At 66.5% G+C, this 18,400-nt stretch carries 15 protein-coding genes; 8 read left to right on the top strand and 7 right to left on the bottom strand.

What is annotated here, in order from left to right; translation table 11 throughout:
• From IV113_RS20145 to IV113_RS20130, 4 genes are all read left to right on the top strand, one after another.
• On the top strand, positions 1 to 507 hold a 507-nt coding region (locus IV113_RS20145; protein WP_291088693.1), incomplete at its 5' end, for an SRPBCC family protein.
• Between the two features lie 161 nt (positions 508 to 668).
• Positions 669 to 1,559 carry a DMT family transporter gene (locus IV113_RS20140; protein ID WP_291088691.1) on the top strand — a complete coding sequence of 297 codons (891 nt, stop codon included), beginning with the start codon at positions 669 to 671 and terminating at the stop codon, positions 1,557 to 1,559.
• 28 nt (positions 1,560 to 1,587) lie between these two features.
• Entirely contained in the window at positions 1,588 to 2,445 is an 858-nt protein-coding gene (locus IV113_RS20135) for a sulfurtransferase (protein ID WP_291088689.1), read from the top strand.
• Positions 2,446 to 2,467: 22 nt separating this feature from the next.
• Positions 2,468 to 5,041: a PAS domain S-box protein gene (locus IV113_RS20130; protein WP_291088688.1), complete on the top strand. Its 2,574-nt coding sequence runs from the start codon at positions 2,468 to 2,470 to the stop codon at positions 5,039 to 5,041.
• Between the two features lie 6 nt (positions 5,042 to 5,047).
• Here the strand turns inward: IV113_RS20130 and IV113_RS20125 are convergent, their stop codons facing one another.
• From IV113_RS20125 to polA, 4 genes are all read right to left on the bottom strand, one after another.
• On the bottom strand, positions 5,048 to 5,857 hold the full coding sequence (locus tag IV113_RS20125; RefSeq protein ID WP_291088686.1) for a ZIP family metal transporter: 810 nt from the start codon (positions 5,855 to 5,857) through the stop codon (positions 5,048 to 5,050).
• Positions 5,858 to 5,927: 70 nt separating this feature from the next.
• On the bottom strand, positions 5,928 to 6,836 hold the full coding sequence (locus IV113_RS20120; protein WP_291088684.1) for a dienelactone hydrolase family protein: 909 nt from the start codon (positions 6,834 to 6,836) through the stop codon (positions 5,928 to 5,930).
• A 48-nt stretch (positions 6,837 to 6,884) separates the two neighbouring features.
• Positions 6,885 to 8,078, bottom strand: coding sequence for a serine hydrolase (locus IV113_RS20115; RefSeq protein ID WP_291088682.1), 1,194 nt, complete (start codon positions 8,076 to 8,078; stop codon positions 6,885 to 6,887).
• Between the two features lies 1 nt (position 8,079).
• Positions 8,080 to 10,929: a DNA polymerase I gene (polA, locus tag IV113_RS20110; protein WP_291088680.1), complete on the bottom strand. Its 2,850-nt coding sequence runs from the start codon at positions 10,927 to 10,929 to the stop codon at positions 8,080 to 8,082.
• Positions 10,930 to 11,020: 91 nt separating this feature from the next.
• On the opposite strand from polA, the gene IV113_RS20105 reads away from it, so the two are divergent.
• The 4 genes from IV113_RS20105 to IV113_RS20090 are packed head-to-tail and all read left to right on the top strand — an operon-like array spanning position 11,021 to position 13,945.
• The gene (locus tag IV113_RS20105) at positions 11,021 to 11,356 is read left to right on the top strand and encodes a hypothetical protein (protein ID WP_291088678.1); all 336 of its coding nucleotides are present in this window, start codon (positions 11,021 to 11,023) and stop codon (positions 11,354 to 11,356) included.
• An 11-nt stretch (positions 11,357 to 11,367) separates the two neighbouring features.
• A complete protein-coding gene (locus IV113_RS20100; RefSeq protein WP_291088676.1) occupies positions 11,368 to 12,399 on the top strand; it encodes a homoserine kinase in 1,032 nt (343 codons plus the stop codon).
• Positions 12,396 to 13,193, top strand: coding sequence for a BPSS1780 family membrane protein (locus IV113_RS20095; protein WP_291088675.1), 798 nt, complete (start codon positions 12,396 to 12,398; stop codon positions 13,191 to 13,193). The genes IV113_RS20100 and IV113_RS20095 overlap by 4 nt, the downstream gene beginning before the upstream one ends.
• A complete protein-coding gene (locus tag IV113_RS20090; RefSeq protein ID WP_291088673.1) occupies positions 13,190 to 13,945 on the top strand; it encodes an iron dicitrate transport regulator FecR in 756 nt (251 codons plus the stop codon). The genes IV113_RS20095 and IV113_RS20090 overlap by 4 nt, the downstream gene beginning before the upstream one ends.
• A 6-nt stretch (positions 13,946 to 13,951) precedes the next feature.
• On the opposite strand, the gene IV113_RS20085 is transcribed toward IV113_RS20090, so the two are convergent.
• The 3 genes from IV113_RS20085 to IV113_RS20075 form a co-directional block, all read right to left on the bottom strand.
• On the bottom strand, positions 13,952 to 14,431 hold the full coding sequence (locus tag IV113_RS20085) for a tetratricopeptide repeat protein (RefSeq protein ID WP_291088671.1): 480 nt from the start codon (positions 14,429 to 14,431) through the stop codon (positions 13,952 to 13,954).
• 136 nt (positions 14,432 to 14,567) lie between these two features.
• Positions 14,568 to 16,805 (bottom strand): PhoX family phosphatase, encoded by a 2,238-nt coding sequence (locus IV113_RS20080; RefSeq protein ID WP_291088669.1) that lies wholly within the window; start codon positions 16,803 to 16,805, stop codon positions 14,568 to 14,570.
• A 153-nt stretch (positions 16,806 to 16,958) separates the two neighbouring features.
• On the bottom strand, positions 16,959 to 18,395 hold the full coding sequence (locus IV113_RS20075; RefSeq protein ID WP_291088667.1) for an NAD(P)-binding protein: 1,437 nt from the start codon (positions 18,393 to 18,395) through the stop codon (positions 16,959 to 16,961).
• Positions 18,396 to 18,400 lie beyond the last annotated feature (5 nt).

The following is an 18,400-nucleotide window of genomic DNA, read 5'->3' as shown; positions in this document are numbered from 1 at the left end:
GGCCCGGCCAACCTGCTGGGCAAGGCCGGCAGCCCGGTCTACCAGCGCTGGCACGAGCAGCTCATGCAGTACCGCCAGGGCCGGATGCCCGAGCACGGCGCGATCTGGCTCACCTACTACCCGCACATCATGGTGGAGTGGTACCCGCACGTGCTCACAGTCTCCACCCTGCACCCGGTGAGCGTGGACAAGACCATCAACATGGTCGAGTTCTACTACCCCGAAGAGATCGCCGCCTTCGAACGCGAGTTCGTCGAAGCCCAGCGCGCGGCCTACATGGAAACCTGCCTGGAAGACGACGAGATCGCCGAGCGCATGGACGCCGGGCGCAAGGCCCTGCTGGCACGCGGTGACGACGAGGTCGGTCCCTACCAGAGCCCGATGGAAGACGGCATGCAGCACTTCCACGAGTGGTATGCACGGAAGATGAGCCCCCCCGCGCCGCCTTCGGCGTCACCCCCCCAGGGGGGCGTCACCTGTGGCCCGGCGAAGCCGGTTCCACGGTGACTCTGAAACGAGACACCTCTCTCGTGCCACACCGTCTGTATATCAAGCCCTCGGAGAGCGAAGCGTCTCCAACCAAGGCCACCGCAGAACCGGCTTTGCCGGGCTGCCAGTGGCGCCCCCTCGGGGGGGTGACGCCGCAGGCGGCGCGGGGGGGTTAAGGTATGCAGGCTCTCTGGATGGTCCTCGCGTCGCTGTTGTTTGCCACCATGGGCGTGTGCATCAAATTCGCCTCGGCCCACTTCAACAGCTTCGAGATCGTCCTGTACCGCGGCCTGGTGGGCGTCTTCTTCCTGATTGGCCTCACGCGCATGCAAGGCGTTTCGTTGCGCACCAGCCTGCCCATGATGCATGTGTGGCGCAGCGTGGTGGGTGTGACCGCACTCACGGCCTGGTTCTACGCCATTGCCACCCTGCCGCTGGCCACCGCCATGACGCTGAACTACATGAGCAGCGTCTGGATCGCCGCTTTCCTGCTCGGAGGTGCATTGCTGGTGCAGGGCCGCAACGCGCCCGTCCGACAGCAAGCGCCGCTGTTCCTCGCCGTGCTCGCGGGCTTCGGCGGCGTGGCCATGATGTTGCGGCCGTCGTTGGGTGAAGACCAGGTGGTGGGTGCGTTCGTGGGCCTGATGTCGGGCATCTTCTCGGCATTCGCATACCTGCAGGTGGCGGCCCTGGCGCGCGCCGGCGAGCCGGAGAGCCGCACGGTGTTCTATTTCTCCGTTGGTGCGGTGCTCGCCGGCGCCCTGGGCATGCTCTTTGTGGGCGCCAGCCCATGGCACTGGCCCAGCGCCCTGTGGCTGCTGCCGATCGGACTGCTGGCGGTGTTGGGGCAACTCTGCATGACCCGCGCGTACTCCAGCGGCGCCACCATGGTCGTGGCCAACCTGCAGTACTCGGGCATCGTCTTTGCCGCTCTGTACAGCCTCGTCATCTTTGGCGACCAGTTGCCCCTCGTCGGCTGGCTGGGCATGGGGCTGATCATCGTCAGCGGCATCACCGCCACGGTGCTGCGCACACGGGCCGTGCCGAACGCGCCCGCCGAGGAACACTGACGCCTGGGACCTGAAGCACAATGCGCGCATGTTCACCACCCTGATCTCTGCGCGCGAACTGCGGCAACTCATGTCCTCCGACGCGACGCTGCGCGTGTTTGACTGCAGCTTCGAGCTCATGAAGCCCGACGCAGGCGCCGCGCAGTTCGCCGAAGAACACATCCCCGGCTCGTTGTACGTGCACCTGGACCACCACCTCAGCGACAAGACGGGCGCTGACCGCACCAGCGGCGGGCGCCATCCCCTGCCTTCGCGCGAGACGTTTGCGCGGCGCATGGCGGCCCTGGGACTGTCGGACGGCATGCAGGTGGTGGTGCTCGATCGCCAGGGTGCCAACTACTGCGGGCGCCTGTGGTGGATGCTCAAGTGGTGCGGACACGAGGCCGTGGCCGTGCTCGATGGTGGGCTGGCGGCCTGGAAAGCCGCCGGTGGTGCACTGGACAGCGGGCCATCAACACAGCCAGTGCCTGGACAATTCACCCTCAAGCCGGCAGCCGCAGCCACCGCCTCCACCAGCGCCATCGTGCAATCGCTCGGTCGCCCCTCACAGACGCTGATCGACGCGCGGGCCTCGGCCCGCTTCCGAGGCGAGGTCGAGCCACTGGACCCGGTGGCCGGTCACATTCCGGGCGCATTGAACCGGCCCTTTTCGGAGAACATCGGAGCCGATGGTCACTTCAAGCCGGCCGCGCAATTGCGCGCCGAGTTTGAACACCTGCTGGCCGGGCGCGACCCTGCCAGCGTGGTTCACCACTGCGGCAGCGGCGTGAGCGCCATACCCAACCTGCTGGCCATGGAAATTGCTGGCCTGGGCCGCACGGCGCTCTACCCCGGCAGCTGGAGCGAATGGTGCAACACGCCCGATGTGCCCTGCGCCGCAAGCTGACGGCCACCGCGACCCTGCATCCATGTTCTTCACTTCCTCCATGCAGTCTTACGACGACGCAGCGCTGAACATTCTCGGAGACAAGGACCGCACCTCTGCGCTGGCCTTGATGTCGCTCGTGATCGGGATCGCGGGCCTGCTGGTGCTCATGCTGGAGCTGGTGCTCGCGGCGCCGGGCAAGCACGAGGGATGGGTCGCGGGCGAGCTCACGGTCGTCGCATGGTTCTGCTACGGTCTCACGCGTTCCGGTCGCACGCGGTATGTGGCGCACGTCATCGTGGCCGCCGTGCTGGGCGCTGCCATTTTCTCTGCCCTTACCTACGGTTCTGTGCGCACCGCCGTGGGTTTCCTGTTCATGGCCGCGGTGCTGGGCGCGGGCATTTTTCTGGGGCGCACGGCGCTCATCGTCACCACGGTGGCCAGCATCGGCTCGCTGGGCGCCCTGACCTGGGCCGAAGCCAACGGTCTGTTGACGGCCACGCCGGACTTCAACGTCAGTTTGCGCGTGTGGATCACGCACTCGGCCACCGTCCTGGTGTCCGCGCTGATGGTGCACCACAGCCGGGTGAGGACCAACCGGGCGATCCGGCTGCAGACCCAGGAATTCGAACGGCGCAAAGCCACCGAGCAGCAGCGTGACCGCAGCTTGGAGCGTTTTGCCCGCATCTTCCGCACCAGCCCGAGCCCCATGGTGGCCCAGTCCGCGCGCACCGGCTCCATCCTCGATGTGAACCCGGCGTTCGAGCGCGGCTTCGGCTACACCCGCGACCAGGTGCTGGGCCGCCAGGAGAGCTTTCTCTGGAACGACCCGACGCAACGCGACACCTACCTGCAGCGGCTCTACGCCGAGCACCACATGGACCAGTTCCCCTGTCTGGGCCGGCGTGCCGATGGCACCCTCTTCCAGGCGCTCATCTCCAGCGAGATGGGCACCGACCGTGAAGACAAGCTCATCATCACCACCATCACCGATGTGAGTGCGCAGGCCGAAGCCATGGACCGGCTCAGGCGCTCTGAAGAGCGGTTTGCCAAGGCCTTCAACTTCAGTCCGTTGAACCTCACCATCACCCGGCTTTCCGACGGGAGCTTCGTGGAGGGCAATCAAATCCACAATTCCGTGCAAGGCCTGGGGCTTGAGGAGCAACTGGGCAAGACAACGGTCGATACCGGTTTCTGGCTCACGCCTGCAGACCGCGAACGGTTCGTGGCGCAGCTGCTGCGCGACGGCCGCATCGACAACTACGACTCCCGGATGCGCCACAAGGACGGCAGCTTGGTCGACACCCGGCTGTGGGCCGAACTCATCGAGATCGACGGGGAGGCCTGCATCCTGTCCTGCACGATCGACACCACAGCCGAAAAGAGGCGGGAGTCCTTGTTGCTCAATGTGGCCAGGGGCGTGGCGGCGGAGACCGGAGAGGCATTCTTTGGCGCGCTGACGCAGCACCTCTGCGAAGCCATCGGATGCGACATGGTGGTGATCGGCGAATGCCGAGATTCGCGGCAAGTGGATGTTCTCTCCATCTGGAAGGATGCAGTGCCCATGCCCACCTTCAGCTTCGACACCGCCAACACACCGTGCGCTGAAACCCTCCGGCAGAAGGACGTGTTCGTGTGCCCCCAAGGCCTGCCTCTTGAGTTTCCTCAAGCGAGGGGCATCAACCGGGAAGGCTTTCAGGCCTACCTCGGACAGACCTTGCGCGATGCCGATGGAACGCCCATCGGCATCCTGTTTGCGATGTGGCGCAAGCCATTGACCTTCCGCGAGGATCTTCAGGCGTTGGTCTCCATTTTTGCCAGCCGCGCCAACGCCGAGCTGGTGCGCCTGCACCGCGACCGCGAGATCCAGCGCCTGACCGAAACACTGGAGCAACGGGTGCGCGAGCGCACCGCCGATCTGCAAATGCTCAACGCGGAGCTTGATTCTTTTGCTTACACGGTGTCGCACGATCTGAAGGCACCCCTGCGCGCCATCGACGGCTTCACCCGCCTGCTCGACGAACAGCTCGGTGAGCGAATGAGTGCCGACGAACGCGAGATGTTCGATCGGGTGTTGTCGTCCACCGCGCGCATGGGTTCGCTCATCTCCGCGCTGCTGGCGCTGGCGCGCGTGAGCCAGGCACCGCTGGAGCGCCAGAACGTTGACTTGAGCGAGCTGGTGCGCACCATCCTGGCGGACCATCTGGACAAACACCCGCAGCGCCAGGTGCAGTGCCGCATCGCGGAAGGGCTGGCCGCCGGATGCGACCCGCAGCTCGCGCGCATCGCACTGGAAAACCTGCTGGGCAACGCCTTGAAATACAGCCGTGACCAGCCACAGACCGTGATCGAGTTCGGGCGTTCCGAGCACGAGGGTGACAGTGCGCCGCGGTATTTTGTGCGGGACAACGGCGTGGGCTTCAACATGGCCTACGCCGCCAAACTGTTCAAACCATTTCAGCGCCTGCACATGGCCAACGAGTTCGAAGGCACGGGGATCGGCCTGGCCACCGTGCGCCGCATCATCGAGCGCCACGGCGGCGACATCACCGCCACCAGCGCTCCCGGCGAAGGCGCCACGTTCAGCTTTTCGCTCGGTGACGCACCCGCCGCTTGATGTGGGTCAGTGGGCCAGGCTGCTCACCAAGGTGACCAGCACGATGCCCGCCAGCAACCAGACCACCTGCGCCACCGTGTCCCGAAAGCCCAGTTGCTTCTGCAGTTGCGGAATCAGGTCGGCCAGCGCCACATAGACAAAGCTGCTGGACGCGGCCACCAGGAAAAACGGCAGGTAGGCCTGCAACTGCGTCACCAGGAAATAACCCACCACCCCGCCCAGCGCGGTGACGGTGCCCGCCATGGAGACCTTGACCAGCGCAGCGCGCGAGGTGCCGGAGGTGAGGCGCAGCACCACCAGGTCACCGATGTGGTGCGGCACTTCGTGGGCCAGCACCGCCAGCGAGGTGATCACGCCCAGGCGCATGTCGGCCAGGAAAGCCGAAGCGATCAGGATGCCGTCGCCAAACGCATGCACGCTGTCACCAGCCAGCACCGCCCAGCCGCCAGAACGCGGGCCGTGGTTGTGGTGCGCATGGCCATGGTCGTGGTGATGGTGGGCGTGATCCCCATGCGCTTCTGCCTGCGCCGGCCCGTGGTTGTGCTCGTGCCCGTGGTGCCACAGCTCGGCCTTGTCGAGCAGGAAGAAGAACACCAGCCCGCCGAGCAACATGGCAAACAGCTCGTGCGCGCCGGCCTCGCTCTCGAACGCCTCGGGCAGCAGGTGCATGAAGGCTGTGGCCATCAGAGCACCGGCGGCCATGCTGAGCATGTGCTGCGTATAGCGCGCCAGCATCGCAAACGCCATCAACGCGGCCAGCCAGACGCTGCCCACACCTGCCGCCACGGTACCCACCAGGATCGCCAACAAGGTCATGTTGTTCTTTTCAGTTCATCCACAAAAAAGGCCGCTTTTCAGCGGCCTCGGCTCCCCTCGAAGGTGCAGCTCAGGCCACGCCGTGCTGCTTGAACCACGCCAGTGCACGGTTCCAGCCGTCTTCGGCCGGTTCCTTGCGGAAACTCGGGCGGTAGTCGGCATGGAAGGCGTGCGGTGCCTCGGGGTAGACCACAAAGGTCGACGCTTTGGCGGCCGGAGTGCCCGCCGCCAGAGCAGCCTTCATCTTATCAACCGTGTCAAGGGGGATACCTGTGTCGGCGCTGCCATAGAGACCCAGCACGGGGCCCTTGAGCTGGGCGGCCACGTCCACCGGGTGCTTTGGATTGAGGGGCGTCGACTCGCCTGTCAGGCGGCCGTACCAGGCCACGCCGGCCTTCACCGCCGGGTTGTGGCCCGCGTACAGCCACACGTGGCGCCCGCCCCAGCAGAAACCGGTCAGGCCCACCTTGGCGGCGTCGCCGCCGTTGGCCGCGGCCCATTTCACCGTGGCGTCCAGATCGGCCATCACCTGGGCATCGGGCACCTTGGACACCACCTCGGCGATCAGCTTGGCGATCTCGCCATAGCTCTGCGCGTCGCCCTGACGCACGAACAGCTCGGGCGCAATCGCCAGATAACCGGCCTTGGCGAATCGGCGGGCGGTGTCGGCGATGTATTCGTGCACGCCGAAGATTTCCGAGAGCACCAGCACCACCGGCAGGCCGGTCTTGCCGGCGGGCGCGGCGCGGTAAGCCGGCATCTTGTAACCGTTGACGTCGATCATGACCTCGCCCACGGTGAGGCCGTCGGACGGCGTCCGGATCGCTGTCTGCGCCATCAGTGGCAAGGCAGACGCGGCGTAACCCACGCCCAGCGCCGCCTTCAGAGCGGTGCGGCGGGTGGTGCCGTGTTCATTCGACTGGCCGGGCAGCAGGGCACCGAGGTCCTGGGCATGTTGGTCGTGCGGGTCATTGAGCATGCGGGTGTCTCCTTGTCTGGATGGGGTCGACCCAGTCTGCCACGGCCGTCAAACCCGCGTGGCGGCGTCGAACATGTCCAGCAACTCTTGCTCCCACAGACCCTGCTGGTCGACCGCCGTCTGCACGAGCACGGTGCGCGTGGGCATGTCGACCAGCACGCGCTGGCCGTGGTGCCCGTGCATGGCCGGCCGGGAGCCGTCGGCACGCGAATGCCAGAACAAGGCCTTGTACCCCACCGCGGGCCGCGCCCAGCCATAGCGCACCGCAGCATCACCGCTGCCCCAGGAGGTGCATTCGTTGATCCAGGCCTCGCTGACGATGGCTTGGCCCTCCGGCCCGCGGCCCCGCTGCGCGACCAGCTGGCCCAGGCGCGCCCAGTCGCGCAGCCGCGCGGCGAAGCCGATGCAGTTGAACTCGGCGCCGCGCGCGTCGGTGAACCAGGTGGCCGGCGCCTCGGCGCCCAAGGGCCGCCACAAGGCCTGTTCGGCAAACGTCGACATCGTCCCGCCCGTGACGCGACGCATCACCATGCCCAGAGCCAGCGGGCACAGCTCGTTGTAGTTGAAGCGCGCGCCCGAAGGCTCGCCGCGCTGGTTCCAGGCCTTCACCGTGCGTGCGATGTCCGGGTCCCGGCCCAACAGCGCGCCCGGGTAGAGGGTGGCGTTGTCCCGCTGGTGCACCACATCGGCGCCGCTGCACATGTTGGCCAGGTGGCGCAATGTGGTCTCGCCGTGCAGAGTGCCTTCGAGTTCGGGCACGTATCGGGCGGCCGGATCGTCCAGCGACGCAATGAGCCCGCGGTCCAGGCAGATGCCCAGCAACAACGAGCTCACGCTCTTGGCCATGGACCAGCTCTGCAAGCGCATGGACGGCTGGCGCGCGAAGCGGTAGCGCTCAAAGAGGATGTTGCCGTCGCGTGCGATCAGCAGACCGGTGACGGGCCACTGCGCCAGGTATTGGTCGGGCGTCTTTCGCCACCCCGCCCACCGGTAGTGGAAATCGTTCACCGGCGTCTCGTTCCAGGGCGCCGCAACGCCGCCCGCGCGGATCACGTGGTGGCGGATCGAACGTTCGTGGCCGCCCGAATAATTGCCCACGCGGAATTCTGGAAGGCGCTCGAAGCTGGAGCGGCTCTCCGGGTATCCGCGCTGCGCACCCCACTTGTCGTCGGTCTGCGCCCATGCAGGCCAGCCCGCCACAGCCAGGCCGGCGCACAGGAACGCGCGGCGGGGGTGTTCCATATCAATGCGCTTTGTCCCAGTTGGGTCCCACGCCCACTTCCGCCAGCAGCGGCACCTTGAGCTCAGCCACGCCCGCCATCAGGCGCGGGATCTCGGTCCTGAGCCAGTCCACCTCCGCTTCGGGCACCTCGAACACCAGTTCATCGTGCACCTGCATGATCATCTTCGTACCGCGCTGCTGCTCGTCCAGCGCCTTCTGCACCGCCACCATGCTGAGCTTGATGAGGTCGGCCGCCGTGCCCTGCATGGGTGCGTTGACGGCCTGCCGCTCCAGCGAGGACAACAGCGCACCTTTTGCCGCCTGGATGCTCGGCAGCACCAGACGCCGACCGAACACCGTCTCCACGTAGCCCTGCGCTTTGGCCCTCTGCCGCGTCTCGTCCATGTAGCGCTTCACGCCCTCGAAGCGTTCGAAGTAGCGCTGGATGTAATTTTTGGCCGCGGTGTTGTCGATGGCCAGCGCCTTGGCCAGGCCAAAGGCACTCATGCCGTAGATCAGGCCGAAATTGATCACCTTGGCATAGCGGCGCTGCTCGCTGCTGACCTGCGCCGTCTCCACACCGAACACCTCGGCGGCGGTCGCGCGGTGCACGTCCAGCCCTTCGTGGAAGGCGCGCAACAGCGCCTCGTCGCCGCTGATGTGGGCCATGATGCGCAGCTCGATCTGCGAGTAATCGGCGCTGGCGATCACGTGGCCGGCCGGCGCCACGAAGGCTTCGCGCACGCGCCGGCCTTCCGGTGTGCGAACAGGGATGTTCTGCAGGTTCGGGTCGTTGCTGGAGAGGCGACCGGTCACCGCCACGGCCTGCGCGTAGTGCGTGTGCACACGGCCGGTGCGCGGCAGCGCCAGTTGCGCGAGCTTGTCGGTGTAGGTGCCCTTGAGTTTGGAAAGACCGCGGTGCTCCAGGATTTTGGCCGGCAGTGGGTAGTCTTCGGCGAGTTTTTCCAGCACCTCTTCGTCGGTGCTGCGCGCGCCGGTCGCGGTCTTCTTGATCACCGGCAGGCCCAGTTTGTCGAAGAAGATTTCGCCCAGTTGCTTGGGACTGCCCAGGTTGAACGGCTGGCCCGCGATGGCATAGGCCTCCTGCTCCAGCGCCACGATGCGCTGGCCCAGTTCGTGGCTTTGCGCGGCCAGCATGGGCGCGTCGATCAGCACGCCGTTGCGTTCGATGCGGTAGAGCGCCTCGCTGCTCTCCATCTCCAGCTGGTAGACGAAGCGCAGCTTTTCGTTCGCCTCCAGCTGGGGCCAGAGCGTCAGGTGCACGTCCAGCGTCTGGTCGCTGTCCTCGCACGAGTATTCGGAGGCCTTGGCCACGTCGACCTGCGCGAACGGGATCTGGTGCGCGCCCTTGCCGCACAGGTCTTCGTAGTTGATGCCCTGGCGGCCCAGGTGGCGCTCGGCCAGACTGGCCAGGCCGTGCGGCTTGTGCACCTCGAGCACGTAGCTCTGCAGCATGGTGTCGTGCGCGTACCCCTGCACTTCGATGCCGTGGTTGGCGAACACGTGGCGGTCGTACTTGATGTGCTGGCCGAGCTTCTTCCTGCTGCCGTCCTCCAGCCAGGGCTTGAGTTTGGCCAGCACCTCGTCGAAAGGCAGTTGCTCGGGCGCATCCGGCCCACTGTGGCGCAGCGGGATGTAAGCCGCCTCGCCCGGCTTCACGCTGAAGCTGATGCCCACGATTTCCGCGCGCATTTCGTCGAGCGAGGTGGTCTCGGTGTCCACCGCCACCAGCTCGGCGGCCAGCACGCGCTGCAGCCAGTCATCGAACATCGCCCAGTCGACGATGGTGTCGTACTTCAGGTTGGTAACGCGCTCGGCGCTGCCGCCAAGGTCAGGCTCATCGAACAGACCCGGCGATCCGTCGCCCGCCTTGCCTTTGGCCTTGGTCTTGGCCTGCTGTTCCTCGATCAGCTCGGGCGGCGTCTGATGCTGCACCAGCGCCTTGACCAGGCCCTTGAAGCCGTAGCGCTCGCCGAAGACGATGAGTGCCTCGGAGTCCTGTCCGCCGATGGCGATCGCGTCCAGCGCGGGCAGCCCGTCGATGTGTTCCTTCAGATCGCAATCGGTCTTGATGGTGAGCAGCTCGCGCCCCTTGGGCAGCCAGTCGAGCGCATTGCGCAGGTTCTCACCCGCCGCGCCCTTGATCTCGCCCGCGCGCGCCACCAGCGCCTCCAGCGAGCCGTATTCCATCAGCCACTTCACCGCCGTCTTCGGGCCCACCTTGGGCACGCCGGGCACGTTGTCCACCTGGTCGCCCACCAGGGTCTGGTAGTCCAGCATCAGGCTCGGCGGCACGCCAAATTCCGCCGTCACGCCGGCCACATCGCGCTTGCGGTCGTTCATCGTGTCGATCACGGTGATGTGCTCGTTGACGAGCTGGCTCAGGTCCTTGTCGCCGCTGGAGATGATGCAGGTGATGCCCTGCTGCGCCGCCACGTGCGCGAGCGTGCCGATCACGTCGTCGGCCTCCACGCCGGGCACGTCCAACACCTTCCAGCCCAGCAGCTTCACCACCTCGTGAATCGGCCCGATCTGCGCGCGCAGGTCGTCGGGCATGGGCGAGCGGTTGGCCTTGTATTCGGGGTAGAGCGCGTCGCGAAAGGTCGGGCCCTTGGCGTCGAACACGCAGGCCGCGTAATCGGCGCGCACATCCTTGCGCAGCTTCTGCATCATGTTGATCATGATGCGTATGGCGCCGGTTTTCAGCTCCGTGCCATCGGGGAGCTTGGTGCTCATCGATTCGCCGCCAGCAAAGAACGCGCGGTAGAGGTAGCTGGAGCCGTCGACCAGCAACAGGGTGGGGGTGGGGGTGGGGGCGGGGGCGGGGGCGGGGGATGTTACGTCGGACATGCGAGCATTGTCGGGGAGATCGAGCCCCCTCCGAAGGCCGGTCGCTTGGCCCTTCGCGTGCGCCGCAGGCCCCCCCTGCCTACAATGAGGCATGAACGCCCACACCCCACGCCTGCTCTCCGCCCTCGCCCTGGTGGCGGGCCTCACCTTGGCCTCGGCCGCCCAGGCCCAGACCGCCCCGGTGGAGCAGCCGCCCCAGCCGGTCTCGCCACGCGATCGCATCGAACGCATCACCAACGAAGACGCGCTCACCCGCATTGACGAGGTGCGCGTGGGCGGCGAGACAAAAAGCATCGAGGTGCAACCCAAGAACGGCGCGCCGGCCTACCAGATCAACCCCGACACGAACGGATCAGGCACCGGCGAAGTCGGTGGCAAGCGCACCGGCAATGCCGGTCGCAGCAGCTGGCGCATCCTGAACTTCTGATCGCGCGTTTCATGGCCGTTTACACCGAAGTCGCGTTCGCGGAAGCCGCTGCCCTGCTGCACACCCTGGATCTGGGAGACCTCACCGAACTGCGGGGCATCCAGGGCGGCATTGAAAACACCAACTACTTCGTGACCAGCGAGCGTGAGGGCGCCACGCTGGAGCACGTGCTCACCGTGTTCGAACGGCTGGGTTTCGAGCAACTGCCGTTCTACCTGCACCTCATGAAGTTTCTGGCGGGCCAAGGCATCCCGGTACCCGACCCGGCCGCCACCGCCAGCGGCGAGATCCTGCACACGGTGCAAGGCAAGCCCGCCGCCGTGGTGGACAAGCTGCGCGGCAAAAGCGAGCTGACCCCAGGCGTGGCGCATTGCGAAGCGGTGGGCGCCATGCTGGCGCGCATGCACCTGGCCGGGCGCGACTTCCCCCTGAGCCAGCCCAACCTGCGCGGTCTGCCGTGGTGGAACGAAACCGTCCCGGTGGTGCTGCCCTTTCTGAGCGCGCCGCAGGCCGACCTGATCCGCACCGAACTGGCGTACCAGAACCATGTGGCGGCCAGTGCGGCCTACACCGCCCTGCCACGCGGCCCGATCCACGCCGACCTGTTCCGCGACAACGTGATGTTCGAAGCTGGCGAGCTCACCGGCTTCTTCGATTTCTATTTCGCCGGCTGCGACACCTTCCTGTTCGACATCGCGGTCTGCCTCAACGACTGGTGCGTGCACCACAGCCAGGACGCCACCGACGGCAGCCACGACGCGGCTCGCGCACGGGCCCTGCTGGCGGCTTACCAGGCGGTGCGGCCGCTGAGCACGGCCGAGCGCAGCCTGCTGCCGGCCATGCTGCGCGCCGGCGCCCTGCGTTTCTGGATCTCCCGCCTCTGGGACCTGCACCTGCCCCGCGAGGCCGCCATGCTGCAGGCCCACGACCCCACCCATTTCGAACGCGTGCTGCGCGACCGCGTCACCCACGCGCGCCACCTGTCGGTGCAGCTGCTCGATGCCGCTGCTTCCGCCACAGCGCCCCAACCCGTGACCGCATGAAACTCCACCTCGTTCCCGCCCGCACCGGCCTGCAGTGGGTCAAGCTGGGCGCTAAGACCTTCTTCCGCCAGCCGCTGGCCATGTCCGGCCTGTTCTTCATGTTCATGGCCACCGTCTCGGTGCTCTCGCTCATTCCGCTGCTGGGCACGATGATCTCGCTGGCACTGGTGCCGGCGGCCACGCTGGGGCTGATGGCGGCCACGCGCGAAGCCGTGCAGGGCCGTTTCCCCATGCCGTCCACGCTGATCTCCGGCCTTCGAGGCACGCCGGTGCAGACCCGCAACATGCTCGTCCTCGGTGCGATGTACGCCGCGGGCCTGTTGCTGGTGTTGGGCGTGGCCACGCTGTTTGCCGGTGAAGCGCCTCCCGTGGACCCGAATGCAGGTGAAGTCACGGCCGACGTGGTGCGGGCCTCGCTGGCCAATCAGGGCCTGCTGGCGGGCCTGGTGGTCTACCTGCCGGTGCTCATGGCCTTCTGGCATGCACCGGCCCTGGTGCACTGGCACGGCGTGAGCCCGGGCAAGAGCCTGTTCTTCAGCTTCATGGCCTGCTGGGGCAACAAGGGCGCGATGCTCATGTATTCGCTGGGTTGGGTCGGCGTGTTCATGCTGGTGGGCCTGCTCATGAGCCTGCTCGGCGCCTTGCTGGGCGGCGCGACCGCGCTCAACTTCGTTTTGTACCCGGCTGTCCTGTTGATGGCCTCGATGTTTCACACCTCGATATATTTCACTTTTGCGGACAGCTTCGAGTCGACCGAGCGACCAATGCCCATCACCACCGGAGAAGAAGCATGAGCCAACACACCCTGCAGGGCCGCGTCGAGAGCGAAGTGACCTGGTTCCAGCGCCGCGACACCCTCAAGGCGGCGGCGGCCTGGGTGGCCATGGGTGGGTTGCCGGCAGCCATGGCGCAGCAGCGCAGCAACGTGGTGGAGCTGTTGGGCGACGTGCTCCTCAACGGGCGGCGCATGCTGCCCCAGCAAACCATCCAGACCGGCGACGAAATTGCCACCGGCCCGGCCTCGCGGCTGATCTTCGTGCTGGGCAATGCGTCCTTCAACGTGCGGCAAAACTCGCGCATGACGGTGGAGCGTGGTGCCACCCTGCACACCGTGAGCCTGCTGCGCCTGCTCACCGGCGCCGTGGTGAGCGCCTTCGGCAGCGGCCCCAACCGCTCCATCGTCACCCCCACGCTGACCGCCGGCATCCGGGGCACGGGCGTGTATACCGAGGTGTTTGCCGACCAGGCCAACCGCAGCTATTTCTGCAACTGCTACGGCACGGTGGAGATGGAGGCCGGTGGCAACCGGGCGCTGTCGGTGTCGAGCTACCACCAGTCGTTCTGGGGCGAGGCCTCGCCCCAGGCCGGGCGTTTTCTCACCCCCGCGCCGGCCTTGAACCACGCCGACGAGGAGCTGGAGTTCCTCGCCCGCCTGATCGACCAGCGCACCGCCTGGCAGATCGCCGGGCGCACCGGCGTGAAGGACGGGCGCGGCTACATGGAACAACGCCCGCCCGAGGCGCATCCGGCCATGCCGCGGAGTTGACGGGACTCAGCGCGGCGGCTTGGCCTTGTAGTCCTTGATCGCGTTGGCCAGGTCCGCGTATTCCTCGCAAGTCTGGTTGCCGCAGATCCGGGCCAGTTCAGCCAGATGCCGCTCGGCATCGGCAGGCTTTTTGTCCATGAGATAGGCCTCACCGATGTACTCATGCGCCCCCTTGTGCCCGGGATCGATCTGCAACGCCAGCTTGTAGTGTTCGAAGGCCTTTGGCAGATCGGGCCTGGCCTGTTTGCGGTGGCTGTAGCCCAGCAAGTTGTGCGCGTCTGCGTTGCGCGGCTCTGTCTTGACCGCCACATTGAGTTCGGCAATGGCCTTGCGCCAATCTTTCGCCGCAATGGCAGTGCGCGCCGAGAGCATGTGTTCTTGAGCGCTTGACACCATGTTGCTGGGCGTGTCTTCAGCCCAGGCCATTGGTGCGGCGCACACGACGACCAGCAGTCCGATCATGGCTGTGTATTTCATGGTGCTCATGGTGCCTCCAGGAATCAGGGTCACGAATTGAAGCACGGCGACTGCGCCGTGACCACGATCTCCCGAGGTTTCCGTCAACCAAAAAACAAGGGCCACCGCCAACGTGCGCCGGCAGTGGCCCTGGATTCTCAGTGCATCAGAGACCGATCACGCCACCGTCTTCCCGGGTGATCACGATGGTCGCCGAACGCGGGCGACCCGCCGGGCCGTAGCCTTCGTTGCCCGGCCATTGGCTCTGGAAATTGAACGGACCCGCACCCAGCGCCGGCGTGCTTTCGCCCGGATGCTGAATGTTCACGAACAGGGTGCGTCCATCGTCTGTTTCGGTGATGCCGGTGACTTCCGAACCCTTGGGTCCGACGAGGAAGCGGCGCAGGCGGGCCTCACCGAGCGCGGCGCCGATAAAAGTGTTCTCGCTGCCCGCGGCACCGCCCAGGTTGTTCTGCACCGTGATCGGTCCGCCGTCACCCACGCGGCCGGGAATCGCCGCCAGCAGCATGCAGTTGGTGGTGTCGGTGTAGGCCCCATCGTCGGTCTGGATCCAGCAGATGCCGGTGGCCTGGCTGAACCACAGACCATCGGGTGACGAGAAGTCGTTCTTGTCGGTCAATTCAGAGAGGTTGATGCCTGCGCCCGCGTCTTCTTCAGCGCCGAACAGGAAGATGTCCCAGGCGAACTGGAGGGCGGTGGCCGCGCCGCCCAACTCGCGGAAACGGATGATGTGGCCGTTGGGGTTGCCCGAGCGGGTCAGGCCGTCGTTGTCGGCGTAGGCGCGCGGGTTGGCGCCGTCGGTGTTGGCCACCGTCCGGCTGCTGTTGTTGGTCATGGTGAAGTAGACCTCACCGTTTTTGGGATTGATCGCACCCCATTCCGGACGGTCCATGCGCGTGGCGCCCACGGCCGTGGCTGCGTGGCGGGTGTTCACCAGCACGTCGGCCTGGTTCGCAAACGCGTAGGTGGCCGCATAACCGGGGTTCAGGGCGGTGATGTTGGCGGTGTTGAGTTCGATCCAGACGCCGCTGCCGTCGTCGTTGAACCTGGCCACAAACAGCTTGCCTTCGTTCAGGTACTTGTCGCCAGCGGCCATGCCGCGGCCTTCGTCACGCGGATCCCACACGGCCTTGGTGACGAACTTGTAGATGTACTCGTTCTGCGAGTCACAACCCATGTAGAAGGCCAGCGGCTTGCCCTTCACGGGGATGCTGCAGACAGCCGCTTCGTGCGCGAAGCGACCCATGGCCACGCGTTTGGCGGGCACGGCGTCCGGGTTCAGCGGATCGATCTCGACGTTGAAGCCGAAGGTGTTGGGTTCGTTGCGGAAATCCTGTGCCGCGGTGGCACCCGGTGCCGACACGTCCCAACGGCCAAAGCGGTCGTCCGTGGCCTTGGAGGCCACCGCGGACCAACCCTGGCCCGGCGCGCCGGTGACGCCGGTGAACGGAGCCCGGATCACGCCGTAGCGTTGGCGCGACGCCTTGGTCTTCGCGTCCACGTCCACCGAACCGTTGGGCATGTAGAAGTAGGTGGCCCAGTTTTCCTCGCACGCCAGGTAGGTGCCCCAGGGCGTCTTGCCATGGCCGCAGTTGTTCAGCGTGCCGCGCGAGGTTCTGCCGGTGGGGTCGTATCGGGTGACCATGAAACTGCGGATGTCGGCCAGGTGGGCGGCCGGGCCGGCAATGCGCATGGGCGTCTGCCCGTTCACGCGGCGGTTCAACTCCGACTCCACCACGTATTCCCAGTCGCCATGGCGGTTGCTGCGAACTTCCACGATGGAGACGCCGTGGTGGTTGATTTCCTTGAGCACTTCGGATTCCGGTCGCGTGCCCAGATCCCAGCCGCCCGACGCGGCCGAGAACTGCGAGAACTTCTTGCCCGACACACCGTTGGAGGTCTGGCCATTGGCGTGGAAGAAGTGGGCGTCGGCCGAGCTCTCGTGGTTGACCACCAGCACGGCACGACGGGTGTCGCGCTCCGTGTAACGGCCGCGCGGACCGACGTGGAAGATGTCCATGCCGTCATGGTGATCGCCCACCCGCAGGCTCCAGTCGTCGGTCTCGGTGCCCAGGTTGGTGTAGTCGGGAATCTCGTTGGAAATGCGGTCGCCGGTGGCGTGCAACACCGTGAAGCTGTAGCCGGCGGGCAGCACGATCTGGTCGGCAATGCTCTTGGCCACGGCGTCGAAATCGAGCTGCTTCTTGTGTGGCTTCTGGTGGGCCAGTGCCTCGGACATGCCCATGAGGGGAATGCTGGACAAGGCGGCCATCCCGAGCCCGCCCTGGATCAGGTGGCGGCGCGAGAGGCGGCCGCGCGCGAGCACCTCCTGGAAATGTTCGGCGTCGGAAAGATTGCAGTCATCGATGGGGTGGTGGGCCATGGGGCGTCCTGTTATCGGGTTGTGGGTGGCGCCAGTGTCCGCAGCCCGCGTGACCGTTCCTTGACGACCCAGTCAAGGGCCATGGTCCGTTCGGCCAGAGTTGCGTCATCGGCGCGTCACACGAAGACGCCATGCGGGGGTGATCAACGGGCTTCAGCCGGCCATCGCCGTGCCGGCGGACGGCGAGGTGACGGCGGTGCGAAGCAGTTCGGCCATGCGTTCATACCCCGGGCCGCGAGCCTGTCTCAGCTTCGACTGCAAGGCGCCCCAGGCCGGATCTGCCTGGCTCTGCATCCGTTCGAACAGATCCGTGTAGGCCTCGAGGCGGGAGCGTCGAAACCAGTCCTGCAATTCCGGGCGTGGCGACCAGCGCTGCTGATTTTTCGCGGTCTGCAGGTGCATGCGCAGCCAGTCGATCGGCACCTGCGGAACCAGCACCGGTTCGCACAAGGCGTTCTTCTCGTGTTCGTCGTCCAGCGTGGCTTCGAGGTGGGCGATGAAGGCGGCGCTGAACGCCGGCGAACAGCGACGCACGTACTGCGGCACGATGCGCTGCCCCTGGAACACCGCTTGCACAGGACCACGCGGCAAGCCGCCCGCGCTGCAATGCACGTGCACGTGCCGGGCCGAGGTCGCGATCTCGCCGTGGTCGAGCACGATGCGATCGATCTCGATGGCCCGCACATGGCCCATGCGCACGACGTTCTTGATCCTGCGCAGCTGTGCCAGCTCGGCCTCGCTGACGACGGCACAGCGGTACATCGTGGGCTGCACCGATGGGTCCATGCGTTGTAGAAGCCGCGCTGCTTCCAGTCGGACAAACAGATCCGGCAGCGAAGTGGCGTCGCGCGCGGCCTCGAATTCGGCAATGCTGGCGGCCAGCGTCTGGTGGGCGAACGTTGCCGTGGGCTGCACGTTGGCACGGTTGAGCAGCCAGGCCTCGCGCGGACGGATCCAGGTGATGGCATCGGGGTCCACGCCGTGCTCCAGCAACCACAGGGCGGTGTCCATCGCCGTCTTGCCGCCGCCGACGATCACGTGGCCTTCAGCAGGCTGCCGCCACTGCGTCAGCTCGGTCGGCGTGAGGCAGTTCACCCCGTCGGCCACGGCGAAGCGTGGCCCGTGGGTGGCGGGCACCTGGGTGTCGGCCTGTGTCGCGTCCACCCAGCGCCGCCGGGCCACCAGGCGCCGGCGCTGGCCATTCACCAGCGAGATGGCCACGCCGCCCTCATCCACGTCGTGCAGCGGCAGCCAGGTCACCCGGCCACTGGGCAGCAGGCGCTCCTGCATCACGCGGTCGTAGTAGGCACAGATCTCGGCACCGCTGGCCAGCTCGTTGAGCCCGGCGTTCAGCCCCACCTCGTCGATGCGCCCGCTGCCCAGCGGCATCGAATTCACGCCGTAGGTGACCGAGGGGCCATGCAGGCGCACGAAGGGGTAGGCGTCGTTCCAGTGGCCGCCGGGCTGGGCGCGGCGGTCCACGATGACCACCTTGGCCGCCGTCTCTGCCGTCAGCGCGTCGGCCATGGCCATGCCCACCGCGCCCGCGCCGACGATCACGTAGTCGGCTTCAAACATGTGTTCGCTCATCGTTG

The organism is Hydrogenophaga sp. (genome assembly GCF_018780385.1).
Classification (GTDB): Bacteria; Pseudomonadota; Gammaproteobacteria; order Burkholderiales; family Burkholderiaceae_C; genus Hydrogenophaga.
Note: the sequence above shows the minus strand (reverse complement) of the source record. Positions and strands in the feature narration are given on the sequence as shown.